The organism is Streptosporangium jomthongense, from assembly GCF_042650425.1.
Taxonomy (GTDB): Bacteria; Actinomycetota; Actinomycetes; order Streptosporangiales; family Streptosporangiaceae; genus Streptosporangium.
On record NZ_JBHSBC010000032.1, the window covers coordinates 413,214 to 427,865 of the forward strand.

The window sequence follows — 14,652 nt, forward strand, 5'->3', positions numbered from 1 at the left end:
GTACGGCTCCGTCATGGCCGTCAGGCCCGAGTGACCCGTCTGGAGAGCCGAATGTTGCTGTCACGTGTGCTCACGCTTTCCGCCGAGACGCTGTGGGAGGCCGTACCCGACGCCGTGCGCAGGGCGTTGCCTCGTCCCCGCGCGGTACGGGCGGCCCCGGGCGGCTTCCACGTGGACCTGCGCGCGATCGGCGGCCCCGGCACGGAACGGCTCGCCCGGCGGCTTGAGACGCTGTTGCTCGCGCTCGACGGGGTCGAGCGGGCCGAGGTCAACGGGGTGCTGGGCACCGTCTTCGTCGGCGGCGACGAAGGAGTCGTCGACCTGAAGAGGCTGCTGTCGATCGTCGCGGAACTCGACGACGAGGACGAGTGGGAGCAGGAGGAGGACGAGGAGGCGCGGGAGGCGGGGGGCGCAGCGGAGGGCACGGCGGGGCGGGGCCCCGGACCGGCCCTGGCCAGAGTGGTCGAGCAGCGCACCCGGGCGGGCATCAGGCTGGGCGCGAGCGCCCTCGGAACGGGGCTCGCGGTCGCCGGGCGGCTTGCGCACCTTCCGCCGCTGTCCCCGGTCGTCCCCGCCCTGCTGCACCTGGCCGAGTCCACCCCGGCGATCCGGACGAGACTGACCCGCCATCTCGGCCACCAGGCCACCTCCGCCCTGTTCACGACGGCGAACGTGGTCACGGGCACGCTCGCGCTCCAGCCCGTCGGGCTGCTGGTGCAGGCGGTCTCCGCCGCCGAGCGTTACGTGGAGGCCCGTGAGGCACGGCGGGCCTGGGACTCGCGTGCGCGGGAACTGGCCTCCGACGAGGGCGCCTACCGGCACGTCCGCAGGCGCAGGAGGACCAGGACCACGCCGCTTGAGCACAGTCCCGTCGAGCGGTTCGAACGACTGGCGAGCCCGGCGGCGCTCGGTGTCTCGGTGCTGACCCACGTCGTCAGCGGCAGCCGTGACCGCGGTCTCGCCATGATGATCGCCGCGACGCCCAGTGCCGCGAAGGCCGGGCGGGAGGCGTTCTCCAGCGCGGTCGGGCGCACCCTGGCCAAACGTGGCGCGGTCGTCCTCGACAGTCACGCGCTGCGCCGGATGGACGGCCTCGACACGGTCGTGCTCGACGCCGCCCTGTTCCTGACCGGCTCGTGGACGGTCGAGCGCGTCGTGCCCCTGGCCGAGGGCATCGACCCCGCCGAGCTGAACGCCCTGCTGCCCGGCCTGCTCGACGCGACCGATCCCGGCGCGCGCCGTGAGCGCGGCCACTGGGCGGCCGAACCCGCCAGGCTTCCCGCCGCCGAGGGGCGCGAGTGGCGTTCCCTGGGGTTGCGGCCGGTCCGGGTGACCAGGCGGGGCGTGCCGGTCGCCCTGGCCGGTCTGGCGCCCGAACTCGTGTCCATCGCGGACGCGCTGGTCACCGCCCCCCAGGGCTGCTCGGTGCTGCTGGCGGGTGAGGGTGCCCGCGAGGTGGTCAGGCGGCTCGCCGTGGGAGGCGGAGGCGGGGACGGCACGCCGCCGAAGACCCTCCCGGGAGGCCACCGGCTGACGACGCGGATCCGCGCGCTCCAGGCGGAGGGCCACGGGGTCGCGGTGGTCTCCAGGCGGTCGACGTCCGCGATGGCCCAGGCCGATCTGAGCGTCGGCGTGCTCGGTGGTCCCGACGGCGTGCCGTGGGAGGCGGACGTGCTGGGCGACCTGGAGACGGCCCACCTGCTGCTGAGCTGCCTGGCCCCGGCCAGACGGGCCGGTGAGCGGTGCGTACGGCTCAGCCTGGCGACGGCGGCGGCGGGCGCGGCGCTCGCGGGCACCGGCCCCAGGACCGCCTCCGTGAGCAGGGCCCGCCTGGTCAGTGACGGTACGGCGCTGGCCGCGATCGTCGTGGGCGAGTGGACGGCCCGTGAACTGGGCAACGCGGCGCCCGCCGAGCGCGCCGACCCGACCCCCTGGCACGCCCTGCCGGTCGACACCGTGCTGTCCAGGCTCGGTTCCTCCCTCGACGGCCTGCCCAAGTCCGAGGCCGTACGGCGCAGGCCTCCGCCGCCGCCGGGAGAGCCGGACGGCACCGACTCGCTGCTGCGCGCCTCCCTTGAGGAACTGGCCAACCCGCTGACCCCGGTGCTGGCGGCCGGGGCGGGCCTGTCCGCGATGGTGGGCTCCGTCCTGGACGGCGTGCTGATCGGCGGCGTCATGATCGTGGACGCGCTCATCGGCGGCGGGCAGCGAACATCGGCCAACCGGGCCGTGCACCGCCTGACCGAGTCCGTCGCCGACCACGTACGGCTGCGCCGTCCCTTCTCCAAAGACGTCAAGGACCTCAAAGAGCCCAAGAAGGGCAAGAAGGCCAAAAAACCTGAGAGAGGCTCGGCGCACACGACCGAGGTGGCGACGGCGGACACGCTCGTGCCGGGAGACGTCATCGAACTGCGCGCGGGCGACGCCGTACCGGCCGACTGCCGGATCCTGTCGTCGATCGGCCTGGAGATCGACGAGGCGGGACTGACCGGTGAGTCCCTGCTGGTCCCGAAGGCGCCCGCCCCGGTGGACGCCTCCGCGGTCGCCGACCGCAGCTCGATGGTCTACCAGGGCACGACGGTCGCCGCGGGGCACGGGCTGGCCGTGGTCGTGGCGTCGGGTGAGGAGACGGAGGCGGCGCGCACCGCGCGGCTCTCGGCCGACGAGCGCCCGCAGAGCGGGGTCCACCTGCGGCTGCGGACGCTGAGCCGCAGGATCCTGCCGGTCGCGATCGGCTCCGGTGTCGTCGTGCTGGTCGCGGACCTGCTGCGGGGGCGGTCGATGCCGCAGGCGCTCGCCCTGGCGGTGAGCCTCGCGGTCGCCTCGGTGCCCGAGGGGCTGCCCTTCATCGCCTCGGCCGCCGAACTGGCCGCGGCCAGGCGATTGTCGAGCCGCGAGACCCTGGTGCCCAACCCCTCGACGATCGAGGCCCTCGGCCGGGTGAACGTGCTCTGCTTCGACAAGACGGGGACCCTGACCGAGGGGCGCATCAGCCTGCGGGTGGTCTCCGACGGGCGTTCCGAGCACTCGACGGAGCGGCTGGACGAGGAGCTACGGCGGATCGTGGCCGCCGGGTTGCGCGCGAGCCCCCGCTACGAGGACGGCAAGCCCATCGCCCACCCGACGGACCGCGCGGTGGTCGAGGGGGCGCGGCGGCTCGACGTGACGCCGCAGGAGGGGCTGGGCGTCTGGAGCCGGGTCGAGGAGCTGCCCTTCGAGCCGGGACGCGGCTACCACGCGGTGCTCGGCCTCGGCCCCTCCGGGCACGTGCTGAGCGTCAAGGGCGCCCCCGAGATCGTGCTCACCGGCTGCGCGCACCTGCTGCGCGACGGCCGTACGGTCCGCATGACCGCCGCGGCGAGGAAGGGGCTTGAGGAGGAGGTCGACCGGCTCGCCCTGCAGGGTTACCGGGTGCTCGCGGTGGCCGAACGGCCCGCCTCCGACCGCCGTGACCTGGACGACTCCCGGGTCGACGAGCTGACCTTCCTGGGGTTCCTGTGCCTGGCCGACCCGGTCAGGCCTACGGCGGCCGAGAGCGTCGGCCGCCTGACGAGGGCGGGCGTCAGGATCGTCATGATCACCGGTGACCATCCGAGCACCGCGGCGGAGATCGCCGCCGAGCTCTACCTGCTGGACGGCGGGCGGGTGATGACCGGCCCCGAGCTGGACGAGATGGACGACGCGACCCTGGTCGAGCGGCTTCCCGGGGTTGCGGTCTTCGCCAGGACGACCCCCGCGCACAAGGTCAGGATCGTCAGCTGCCTGCGCCGGGCGGGGAAGGTCGTCGCGGTGACCGGAGACGGGGCCAACGACGCCCCGGCCATCCGCGCCGCCGACGTCGGGATCGCCCTGGGCTCCCGCGCCACCCCGGCGGCCAGGACCGCGGCCGACGTCGTGGTGACCGACGACCGCATCGAGACGATCGTGGACGCGTTCATCGAGGGCAGGGCCATGTGGAGCTCGGTCCGCGACGCCCTGAGCATCCTGCTCGGCGGCAACGTCGGGGAGATCGTCTTCGCGGTCGGCTCGAACCTGCTCACCGGCGGCAGCGTGCTGAACGCCCGCCAGTTGCTGCTGGTCAACCTGCTGACCGACATGCTGCCCGCGATGGCGGTCGCGGTCAGGCCTCCGGCGGCGACCAGCCCGGAGCGGCTGCTGGCCGAGGGTCCTGAGGCGTCCCTGGGCGCCTCGCTGACCCGGGACATCTACCTGCGCGCCACGACGACGGCCGGGGCGGCGTCGATGGCCTGGCTGATCGGGCGGGTGACGGGCACGCGGGGACGGGCGAACACGATCGCGCTGGTCGCCCTGATCTCCACACAGCTGTTCCAGACCCTGGCCAGCGGCGGCCGGGACCGGGTGGTCCTGCTGGCCGTGATCGCCTCGATGGGCGTCCTGGCGGCCAGTGTCTCCGTCCCCGTGATCTGCCTGTTCTTCGGCTGCCGGCCGCTGGGGCCCGTGGGATGGGGCATCGCCCTGGGCAGCTCCCTGGCGGCCACGCTGGCCGGAACGGCGTTCGAGCGGTGGACCCGCGATCCGTCACCGTCTGTTCATTAAAAGGAAACCTCAAAGTATTGATTTGTGACGCTATGTCGGCAATTATCCCCGAAGTAGTGTTTCAGTGATTTGAGGTAGACATGTCCGGATTCTTGAGCTCGGTCGTCGCCAAGGCCGTGGCTCTTCTGCTCGAAGCCCTCATCATGCGCATCGTGCAGTCGCTCACCCTCGCCATGATCCGTCGTGGCGGCCTCCTGCCCGTCTGACCCCGATCTTCACGGACCCGCCGGCGGGCCCCTCAGGGGACCCTCAGCGGGCCCGGCTGTTGATGAGCCGGGCGACCTTGCGGTGCTCGGGTGAACGCAGCACCCGCTCGGCCTCGTCCGGGTCGGCGACCGGCGCCTTCACCAGCAGGCCCCGGTTGAACTTCAGCTTCAGCAGCCGCCGTACCGACTGGTCGAGCCGCGCCCTGGAGATCTTCCCCGACTTCACCGCGGTCAGCACCCCGTCGTAGGCCGCCGAGTAGTTGGGCGGCATCAGAAGCAGGTCCGCCCCCGCCTGTACGGCCCGCACCGCCACCTGGGCGTCGCCGTACTTCTTGCGCACCCCGGCCATGTCCAGCGCGTCGGTCGAGACGACGCCGTCGAAGCCGAGCTTGTCACGCAGCAGGCCGGTCAGGATCGGCTTGGACAGGGTGGCCGGGTCGCCCGACGGGTCGAGCTTGGGCATGACCACGTGGGCGCTCATGATCGCGTCGACGTCCGCACCGATCGCGGCGGCGAACGGCGGGGCGTCCAGCTTCTCCCACTGGGCCCGGGAGTGCTGGATGACCGGCAGCCCGGTGTGGCTGTCCACGTTGGTGTCGCCGTGCCCGGGGAAGTGCTTGGCCGTCGAGGCGACGCCCGCGTCGTGGAAGCCCTGGACCGCGGCGGCGACCATGGGCGAGACCTTCTTCGGGTCCGAGCCGTAGGCGCGGTTACCGATCACCGGGTTGCGCGGGTTGATGTTCACGTCGGCGACCGGGGCGAAGTCGAGGTTGATGCCCAGCGCCTTCAGCTCGGCGCCGGTCACCTTGGCGGCCCTGCGCGCCAGCGACGGGTCGCCGGTCGAGCCGATGACCGAGGCCCCCGGCATGTCGGTGACCAGCGGCGCCAGGCGGGACACCCGGCCGTTCTCCTGGTCGGCGCCGACGAGCAGCGGAATCCTCGGGGAGGCCTTCTGCAGCCCGTTGGTGAGCGCGACGACCTGCCGGACGCCCTTGACGTTGTTCGCCCAGGGGAACAGGATCACCCCGCCGGGACGGTACTTCTCGATCACCTTCGCCGGGGTGTCCACCCCGTAGCGGGCGCGGTTCTCCGGCGAGGAGGTGTCGGCGGCCGGGCCGTACAGAACCGGCATGAAGAGCTGGCCGACCTTCTCCTCCAGGCTCATCTTCCGCAGCACGGCCTCGACCTGGGCGGGAGAGCCCGCAGGAGGGGCCGTGGACGGCTCAGGCGAGGACGCGGAGGGAGATGCCACCGAGGGTGAGGCCGCCTGGGCCGAGGCGCTCCCGGCCTGGCTCTCCGCCGCCCTGACAGGCGCCGAGGCCCCCGTCGCGGCACATCCGGCCACCATCGTCGCGATCACTGCGAGACCAGTCGTGCGAATACACCGAACCATGGGTTCCACGCTATCCGCGTCACGGACTCCGACACGCCGCGCCTCCCCGTTACGGAAAAGACCTCAGAGGGCGAGTCCGGCCAGTTCCGGCAGGTGGGCGCGGGCCGCGGCCCTGGCGTCCGACGGACTGGAGGCCGCCAGCGCGGCCTGCGCGGCCAGCACGCACCGCTCCCGCGTGTGCAGCGACAGAGCCGCCCGTACGGCGGGCAGCGCGGTCGGCGCCATCGACAGTGAGGTGACGCCCATCCCGACCAGCACACAGGCCAGGGCCGGGTCCCCGGCGGCCTCTCCGCAGACCCCGCAGGACCTGCCGCGCTCGGCGGCGCCGTTGACGGCCGCGAGGACCAGGTCGAGCAGCGCGGGCTGCCAGGGGTCGTGCAGCATGCCGAGTCCCCCGACCTCCCGGTCCGCGGCCAGGGTGTACTGGGCAAGGTCGTTGGTGCCGATGGAGAAGAAGTCCGCCTCGGCCGCCAGGTCACCGGAGCGCAGGGCCGCCGAGGGGATCTCGATCATCACCCCGGCCGAGGCGATCCCGGCCTCCTTGCACGCCGCCACGTACCAGGCGGCCTCCTGCCTGGTCGCCACCATCGGGGCCATCACCTGGAGCTTGGCCGAAGACCGCGCGGCCGCCCTGGCCAGCGCCCTGAGCTGGGTCTCCATGATCTCCGGGTACCGCTGGAAGAGCCGCAGACCGCGCTGGCCCAGCGCCGGGTTGGGCTCCTTGCCGGGCGGCGGCAGGAAGGCCAGCGGCTTGTCCGCCCCCGCGTCGAGTGTGCGCACCACGACCCGCCCGCCGGGGAAGGCGTCGAGCACCCCGAGATAGGCGGCGACCTGCTCCTCCTCGGAGGGCGGCGCCGTCCTGTTGAGGAAGAGGAACTCGGTGCGGTAGAGGCCGACCCCCTCGGCGCCGTGCCGCAACGCCCCCTCCACGTCACGCGGCCCGCCGACGTTGGCCAGCAGCGGCACCGGATGACCGTCCGCGGTGGCCCCGGGGCCGGTGGCCGCCGCGAGCACGGCCTGCCTCGCCGCCGCGGCCCTCGCCACGGTCTCCACCTCCTCCGGGGAGGGGTCGAGCCGTACGAGGCCGGAGAAGCCGTCGACGAGCACCTCGGTCCCCGCGGCGACGGAGGCCGCCCCCGGGCAGGCGACCACGGCCGGCACCCCCATGGCCCTGGCGAGGATCGCGGTGTGGCTGGTCGGCCCGCCCTGCTCGGTGACGAACGCCGCGACCACCTCCCTGGACAGCGCCGCCGTGTCCGCGGGCGCCAGATCACGGGCCAGCAGCACGTACGGCCGGACACCGGGCGCGGGCAGCCCCGGGGCGGGCAGTCCCTCAAGGAGGGCGACGACCCTGTCCCGCACGTCGTCCAGGTCGGCCGCGCGCTCACCGAGGTATCCCCCGGCGCCGACGATCATCTCGCGGTATCCGCCGAACCCCTCGTAGACGGCCCTCGACGCGTTCATCCCGGCGTCGATCAGCCCGGCGACCCCGACGGCCAGCCCCGGGTCGCGCGCCATCAGCGCCTGGGCCTTGAGGATCTCCTGGGCCTGGCCCCCCGCCCTGGCCCCCCGCTCCTCCAGGTCGGCGGCGACCCGTTCGAGGGCGCGGGCGGCCCTGGCGCGCTCGGCCTCGGCGTCACCGTCGTGACGGGCGTCGGCGTCCGGCACGGGGACCTCGCGTGAAAGGACGTATCCGGGCCCGGATCCGACACCCGGGCTCACGCCGACCCCCGTGAGCGCGTTCATGGAGCCGATGCGATGAGTGCGAGCTCGTCCAGCAGCTCGTCGGCCCCCTCGCCCTCCGCCTCGATCACCACGGTGTCCCCCTGCCGGACGTCGAGGGAGAGGACCGCGAGAATGCTCTTGGCGTTCACCGGCTCCCCGCCCTTCTTGGCGACGGTCACCTCAAGGGACGCCTTGGCCGCGGTCTGCACGAACGTCGCGGCGGGGCGGGCGTGCAGGCCGACCTCGGACTCAACGGTGACTTGGCGCTGGGCCACGTGCTCCTCCTGCAGGGTCGACCGGGCGGTCTAGACCGCCCGGATCATCGAATGGTGGATGGAGGCCAGTCGACCGTCGTCAGGTCGGTGACCACAAGGTCCGCCTCGGCCAGCTCGGAGCCCTCGTGGGTCGTCGCTATCCCCACGCATGTCATACCCGCCGCCTTGGCCGCCGCAATCCCCGCGATCGAATCCTCGAAGACGACGCACCGCGCGGGTTCGACGGCCAGCCGCTCCGCGGCCAGCAGGAACCCCTCGGGGTCGGGTTTGCCGACGGTCACGTCCCGGGAGGAGACGACGGTCAGCACGAGGTCGCTCACCCCGGCCTCGGCGAGCCTCTTGTCCGCCCAGTCCGGGTGGGCCGAGGTGACAACGGCGATCCGCGCGCCGTACTCGGCGGCCCTGCGCATCAGGTCGGCGGCGCCGGGAACCTGGGTGACCTCGGGCAGTCCCGGGTGGTCGTGGAAGGAGCGGACCTCGGCGAGCAGGTCGTCGATCGCGACGCCGGGGAAGAGATCGGTCCGCTCGGCCAGGACGTCACGCCCCCGCCGCCCGATGAATCCGCGTAACGCGTCGCGGTCGTGGCCGACCCCGTGCCTGTCGAACAACATGGCCCACATGGCCTGGCTCCGCCGCTCGGAGTTGATGAGCGTGCCGTCCAGGTCGAACAACGCAGCATCCATGGTCGTCCCCGCTAGAGATCGTCGTGGTCTTCGCGGGCCCCACTGCCGCGCGAAGGGCTCACACCCCGGGGAAGGGCTCACGTCCACACGAAGAGCTCGTCTCCTGTGCGCACCGGACCGTCGGCGATCCTGGTGACGGCCTCCGTGACGGCGTCCAGCGCCACGACGGGGCAGACCGGACAGCGTCCGCCCGCCTCGACCTCAGCGGGGTTCCAGGCGACCACGGGCTGCCCCGCCTCCACCCTGTCACCCTCCGACGCGAGCACCTCGAAACCCTCACCTCTGAGCTGGACGGTGTCGATACCCAGATGGACCAGGACCCCTCTGCCGTCGTCGCCGACGACGACGAAGGCGTGCGGGTGGAGCTTCACGATCTTACCGGCGATGGGAGCGACCGCCCGGCCCGGCTCCCTCAACGGCTCGATCGCCAGCCCGGGCCCGACGAGGCCCTGCGAGAACACCGGGTCGGGTACGGCCCGCAGAGCGAGAGCCGCTCCCGCGACCGGGGCAAGCACGGTGGTCATCACACCCCCTTGGCGCCCCACGCCGTCCCCCCACCGGTGAGGGTGAGAGGACGGCCCGGCGTCTCCTAGCCGATGATGTCCTCGATGTCGCTGGCGATGGTGTCGGCCTCGGGGCCGACCACCACCTGGACGATGTTGCCCGCGGCCATCACTCCGTGCGCGCCCGCCGCCCGCAGAGCCGCCTGGTCGACCTTGGCGGCGTCGTGCACCTCGGTGCGCAGGCGGGTGATGCACGGCTCGATCTCGATGATGTTCTCCGCGCCACCCAGTCCCGCGATGATCGCGTGGGCGTCAGCCGCCATGTCGTCCTCCAGTCGTCATCGGTCTCTGACCAGGCTAAACGACCCGAGACGATCAGTCCGTCTGGGTCACCTTGTTGAGACCCCTGGGGGCGTCGGGGTCGATGCCGAGCCTGCGCGCCAGGGCCTCGGTCAGCAGCTGGCCGGGGACGATGAGGCCGAGGGGGGCGACCCACTCGGGGAGGTCGGGGCCGTTGAGCGCGGCGGTGCCGGCCGCGGCGAGCGCGGTGCCGCCGCCGACGGTGAAGGCGGAGGCGCCCGCCCCGGTGACCCGCTCGGCGAGCGCGACGGTCCCGGCCAGGGTGGGGCCCTCGCCCGCGGCGACCAGGAGGGCGGGGGTGTCCTCGTCGACCACGGCGATCGGGCCGTGCAGCAGGTCGGCGTACGACAGGCCCATGGCGTGCAGGTAGCAGGCCTCCTTGAGCTTCAGGGCCAGTTCGAGGGCGGTGGAGAAGGCCAGGCCCCGGCCGGAGACCACGACGCCGGGCTTGTCCGCCAGGCCCTCGACGATCGCGTCCAGGTCGCCGGGCTCGGCGATCAGCTTCTCCACCGCGTCCGGGACCCGCTGCAGGTCGGCGGCGTCGACGTCGGCGCCGAGACCGAGTCCGAGCACGGCCAGCGCGGCGAGCTGGGTGGTGTAGGTCTTGGTCGCCGGGACGGCCTTCTCCTCACCGGCGAGCGTGCACAGGGCCAGGTCGGCGGCCTGGGCGAGGGGGCTCTGCTCGCCGCCGTTGGTGATGGCCACGGTGCTGGCACCGCAGTCCTTGGCCCAGGCGAGGGTCTCGACGATCTCCTCGGTCCTGCCGGACTGGGAGAGGGCGACCGCGAGCACCCCGTCGAGGTCGAGCTTGCGCCGGTAGGTGGTGGCGATCGACGGCGCGGCGAGGGTCGACAGGCGGCCCGCGTGCGCCTCGGCGAGGTAACGGCCGTAGACTGCGGCATTGTCGGAGGTACCGCGGGCGATGAACAGCAGCTGGCGAGTCTGTCCCGCGAGCCGTTCCACCTCCTCGACCCTGGGGAGGAGGGCGTCCAGCGTGGCTCGCAAAGCGGCGGGCTGCTCAGCGATCTCGCTGCGCATCTTGGTCGTCATCTCGCGCTCATCCTTCGGTCGGACGGACGGAGATCGGGCCGTTATCGATCCGTCGCCGGTCCGCACATTGACACCCTTTTCCGGCCTGTGGTCTAGTCCGGACTAGACCAGTACGAACCATAACTCATCCGTACTTCTCAGATCGAGAGGGGAGGATCTCGTGGCCCAGATCGATCCGGACAGCCCTGTCCCCAAGTACTTCCAGCTTCGCGAGATCCTGCTTGACCTGATCGAGAACAACGAGCTGCCGATCGGCGCGGCGATCCCGTCCGAACGCGAGCTCTGCCAGCGCTTCGAGCTGTCCCGCATGACCGTACGGCAGGCGGTCGACCACCTGGTCTCCGAGGGCAGGCTGCAGCGCGTCGCGGGCAAGGGCACCTTCGTCGCCCGCCCCAAGATCGAGATGGCCCTCAGACTGACCTCCTTCAGCGACGAGATGCGCGCCCGCGGCATGGAACCGGGATCACGCGACCTCGACCGCAGGATCGTCAGGGCCAGCGCGCACCTGGCCAGGGAACTCGGCATCCACCCCGGAGACGAGGTCCACTTCATCGAGCGGCTGCGCACCGCGGCCGACGAGCCCATGTGCATCGAGCGGGCCCACATCCCGGTGTCCCTCGCCCCCGACCTCGACGCCCACGACCTGACGGGCCGGTCCCTGTACGCCTTGCTCGAAAGCCGGTACGGTCTGATCCTCGACGCGGGTGAGCTGACCATCGACGGCGGAATCGCCGACCCGGGAGACGCCGACCTGCTGAAACTGCCACGTGGCGGCGCCGTGCTGCTGCTCCAGCGGCGTTCCTTCGCCGGGAACGTCTGCGCCGAGCTCGGGGTCTCCACCTACCGAGCCGACCGCTACCAGCTCCGCACGGTCCTGGAGACCCCGGCACGCCGCACCTGACCTCCTCGCGATCCCCACCCCCCTGGAGGAAAGTCCGATGAGTTCCCCCTCAACGGACGCGGGACGCCCTCCCGCCCCGCCCTCGGCCGGGTCCGCCGTGATGAGCGTGCTCCAGCGCCTGGGACGCTCCCTCATGCTGCCGATCGCGATCCTGCCCGCCGCGGGACTGCTGCAACGGCTCGGCTACGACGACCTCATCGGCCGTACGGACAACGTCCTGCTCGACGACATCGCCCACGTGATCGGCACCGCGGGCCAGACCCTCTTCGACAACCTGGCGCTGCTGTTCGCCGTCGGCGTGGCGATCGGGTTCGCCCGCAAGGCCGACGGCTCGACCGCGCTCGCCGCGCTCGTCGGCTACCTCGTCTTCCACGCGGTCAGCATGACCATCTTCTTCGACCTGTTCGACCCCGCCCTGAAGGACACGATCTCCAAGAAGCTCTTCAACCCGGCCCATCCGGGCGTCCCCGACGTGGTGCTCAACCTCGGCGCGGAGAACCCGACCCGGGTGCTCGGCGGCATCGTGATGGGCCTGGTCTCGGCGACGCTGTGGCAGCGGTTCTACCGGACCAAACTGCCGACCTGGCTGGCCTTCTTCAGCGGGCGCCGCCTGGTGCCGATCATCACCGCCTTCGCCGGTCTGATCATCGGTGTCCTGTTCGGCTTCGTCTGGCCGGTCATCGGCAACCTGATGAGCGTGTTCGGCAACTGGCTCGCCGCCCACAGCGTCGCGGGCGCCGGGATCTACGGCATGTTCAACCGGGCGCTGCTGCCCCTCGGGCTGCACCACATCGTCAACAACGTGGTCTGGACGCAGGTCCCCGACTGCGTGGTCAACGGCAAGCGGCTCGCCGGGGACCTGATCTGCTTCAACAACGGCGCCCCGGGCTTCGGCGGCTTCGAGGCGGGCCTGTACCCGGTGCTGATGTTCGGCCTGCCCGCCGCGGCCCTGGCCATCTGGCGGGCCGCACCGCCGCACCGCCGCAACGCGGTCGGCTCGATCATGGTCTCCGCGGCCCTCACCGCCTTCCTGACCGGGATCACCGAGCCGATCGAGTTCGCCTTCGTCTTCGTCGCCCCGGTCCTGTTCGTGGTCCACATCGTCCTGACCGGCATCTCCCTGGCGGTCGCCTCGGCCCTGGGCGCCAAGCTCGCCTTCAGCTTCTCCTCCGGCCTGATCGACCTCGTCCTGTACGGCACCGCCCCCAACGCCGAGGGCATCCCGATCATCATCGTGATGGGCCTGGTCTACGCGGTGATCTACTACGTCGTGTTCAGCTTCCTGATCAGGAAGCTGAACATCATGACGCCGGGCCGGGAGCCGGAGGCCGACACCGAGTCCGGCTCCCCCGCGGCGGCCGAGCAACTCCCCGAACCCGCTGAGCCCCCCGCTGAGACCCCCGAGCCCGCCGAGGCCGTACCCCGCAGAACGGAAGGCTGAGCGGCCCTGAGGCCGTGTATCCGCCGCGCCCGGTGGTAGATACCAGACATCCCCCGCCATCGACAGGCAGGGGGACCGGCAATGGGCACGGCGGCCGTGGAGCGCGGCCCTTCGGGGTGGGCGTCGGCTCTGGCGATCCTGCAGCGCGTCGGGCGCTCGCTCATGATGCCCATCGCGGTGCTGCCCGCCGCCGGACTGCTGTTCAGGTTCGGCCAGGAGGACATGCTCGGGCGGACGGACAACCTCTTCCTCGACCAGGTCGCGGCCGTCTTCGCGGCGGCCGGTGGCGCGCTGTTCGACAACCTGCCGCTGCTGTTCGCGATCGGCGTGGCGATCGGGTTCGCCCGCAAGGCCGACGGCTCGACCGCGCTCGCCGCGCTCGTCGGCTACCTCGTCTTCGACCGGGTCAGCAGGACGCTGTTCTTCACCTCGGCCCCGGCCTCCCAGGTCTACAAGAAGGTGGCGCTGACCGTCGTGGGCCCTGACGGACGGCCCGTGCCCGCGCTCAACCTCGGCGTCCAGAACCCGACCGGGGTCCTGGGGGGCATCGTCATCGGCATCGTCGCCGCCCTGCTCTGGGAGCGGTACTACCGGATCAAACTGCCCGCCTGGCTCGCCTTCTTCGGCGGACGCAGGTTCGTCCCCATCGTCACCGCCGTCTCCGCGCTCGTCCTCGGCGTCGTCTTCGGCCTGCTCTGGCGGCCCGTGGGCGACTGGCTCGCGGGCGTGGGCGACTGGCTCGCCGCCCACGGCACCGCGGGCGCCGGACTGTACGGCGTGGCCAACCGGCTGCTCATCCCGATCGGCCTGCACCACTTCCTGAACACGATCGTCTGGTTCACCCTGCCCGAGTGCCACGCCGGGGTCCAGGGCGCGACCAAGAACGCCGCGGGCGACCTGAACTGCTACTTCGCGGGCGAGCAGGGCGCCGGGATCTTCATGACCGGCTTCTTCCCGGTCATGATGTTCGGCCTGCTCGGCGCGGCCATCGCGATGTGGCGCGCGGCCCCGAAGGAGAAGCGGGGCGTCGTGGGCGGCATCATGCTCTCGGCCGGTCTCACCTCGTTCGTGACCGGCATCACCGAACCGCTCGAATTCGCCTTCATCTTCGTCGCTCCCACGCTGTTCGCGGTGCACGCGGTGCTCACCGGGATCTCGATGGCCCTGATGGCCGAGTTCGGGGCCAGGCTGGGGTTCACCTTCTCCGGCGGCGCCATCGACATGCTTCTCAACGCGGGCAAGTCCAACACCCACGAACTCGCCCTGATCATCGGCTTCGGCCTGGTCTACTTCGTCGTCTACTACCTGCTGTTCACCGTGCTGATCAGAAGACTGAACCTGGCGACCCCTGGCCGTGAGCCCGAGGAGGCCCCCGCCGCCTCGCCGTGACCCGTTCCGGTCGTCCGTGGAAGGAACGGCCCGGACGCCGGAACCGCAGGGCACCGCTCCAGCTTCGGGTGATTCGCCACGCCCTTTCCGGGCCCTTCACGGAGGAAACACCACCGGACGCCGGAAAGCTGGCGTGCCACGTATTCGGCGGCAGGACCGGAAACTCCTA

General features: G+C 72.0%; 12 protein-coding genes. 5 read left to right on the plus strand and 7 right to left on the minus strand.

Features of this window, described 5'->3' with window-relative positions; all coding sequences use genetic code 11:
* The first annotated feature begins 51 nt into the window (after window positions 1-51).
* Window positions 52-4,557 carry a cation-translocating P-type ATPase gene (locus tag ACFOYY_RS27430; protein WP_386193315.1) on the plus strand — a complete coding sequence of 1,502 codons (4,506 nt, stop codon included), beginning with the start codon at window positions 52-54 and terminating at the stop codon, window positions 4,555-4,557.
* Window positions 4,558-4,637: 80 nt separating this feature from the next.
* Window positions 4,638-4,763 (plus strand): hypothetical protein, encoded by a 126-nt coding sequence (locus ACFOYY_RS27435; protein WP_352009833.1) that lies wholly within the window; start codon window positions 4,638-4,640, stop codon window positions 4,761-4,763.
* A gap of 43 nt (window positions 4,764-4,806) precedes the next feature.
* On the opposite strand, the gene ACFOYY_RS27440 is transcribed toward ACFOYY_RS27435, so the two are convergent.
* From ACFOYY_RS27440 to ACFOYY_RS27470, 7 genes are all read right to left on the minus strand, one after another.
* Entirely contained in the window at window positions 4,807-6,123 is a 1,317-nt protein-coding gene (locus tag ACFOYY_RS27440; protein WP_352009834.1) for a glycoside hydrolase family 3 protein, read from the minus strand.
* 96 nt (window positions 6,124-6,219) lie between these two features.
* On the minus strand, window positions 6,220-7,902 hold the full coding sequence (ptsP, locus tag ACFOYY_RS27445; RefSeq protein WP_386193320.1) for a phosphoenolpyruvate--protein phosphotransferase: 1,683 nt from the start codon (window positions 7,900-7,902) through the stop codon (window positions 6,220-6,222).
* Entirely contained in the window at window positions 7,899-8,156 is a 258-nt protein-coding gene (locus ACFOYY_RS27450; RefSeq protein ID WP_352009836.1) for an HPr family phosphocarrier protein, read from the minus strand. The genes ptsP and ACFOYY_RS27450 overlap by 4 nt, the downstream gene beginning before the upstream one ends.
* 44 nt (window positions 8,157-8,200) lie before the next feature.
* Window positions 8,201-8,839: an HAD family hydrolase gene (locus ACFOYY_RS27455; RefSeq protein WP_352009837.1), complete on the minus strand. Its 639-nt coding sequence runs from the start codon at window positions 8,837-8,839 to the stop codon at window positions 8,201-8,203.
* A 77-nt stretch (window positions 8,840-8,916) separates the two neighbouring features.
* Complete coding sequence (locus ACFOYY_RS27460) at window positions 8,917-9,363, minus strand: PTS sugar transporter subunit IIA (protein ID WP_352009838.1); 447 nt, start codon at window positions 9,361-9,363, stop codon at window positions 8,917-8,919.
* Window positions 9,364-9,428: 65 nt separating this feature from the next.
* Entirely contained in the window at window positions 9,429-9,665 is a 237-nt protein-coding gene (locus ACFOYY_RS27465) for a PTS glucose/sucrose transporter subunit IIB (RefSeq protein WP_352009839.1), read from the minus strand.
* 52 nt (window positions 9,666-9,717) lie between these two features.
* Complete coding sequence (locus tag ACFOYY_RS27470) at window positions 9,718-10,752, minus strand: SIS domain-containing protein (protein ID WP_352009840.1); 1,035 nt, start codon at window positions 10,750-10,752, stop codon at window positions 9,718-9,720.
* 160 nt (window positions 10,753-10,912) lie between these two features.
* Between ACFOYY_RS27470 and ACFOYY_RS27475 the strand changes: the two genes are divergently transcribed.
* The 3 genes from ACFOYY_RS27475 (at window position 10,913) to ACFOYY_RS27485 (ending at window position 14,483) form a co-directional block, all read left to right on the plus strand.
* Window positions 10,913-11,653 carry a GntR family transcriptional regulator gene (locus ACFOYY_RS27475; RefSeq protein WP_352009841.1) on the plus strand — a complete coding sequence of 247 codons (741 nt, stop codon included), beginning with the start codon at window positions 10,913-10,915 and terminating at the stop codon, window positions 11,651-11,653.
* Window positions 11,654-11,690: 37 nt separating this feature from the next.
* The gene (locus tag ACFOYY_RS27480) at window positions 11,691-13,094 is read left to right on the plus strand and encodes a PTS transporter subunit EIIC (RefSeq protein ID WP_386193326.1); all 1,404 of its coding nucleotides are present in this window, start codon (window positions 11,691-11,693) and stop codon (window positions 13,092-13,094) included.
* A gap of 81 nt (window positions 13,095-13,175) precedes the next feature.
* Window positions 13,176-14,483 carry a PTS transporter subunit EIIC gene (locus ACFOYY_RS27485; protein ID WP_386193329.1) on the plus strand — a complete coding sequence of 436 codons (1,308 nt, stop codon included), beginning with the start codon at window positions 13,176-13,178 and terminating at the stop codon, window positions 14,481-14,483.
* Window positions 14,484-14,652: the final 169 nt, after the last annotated feature.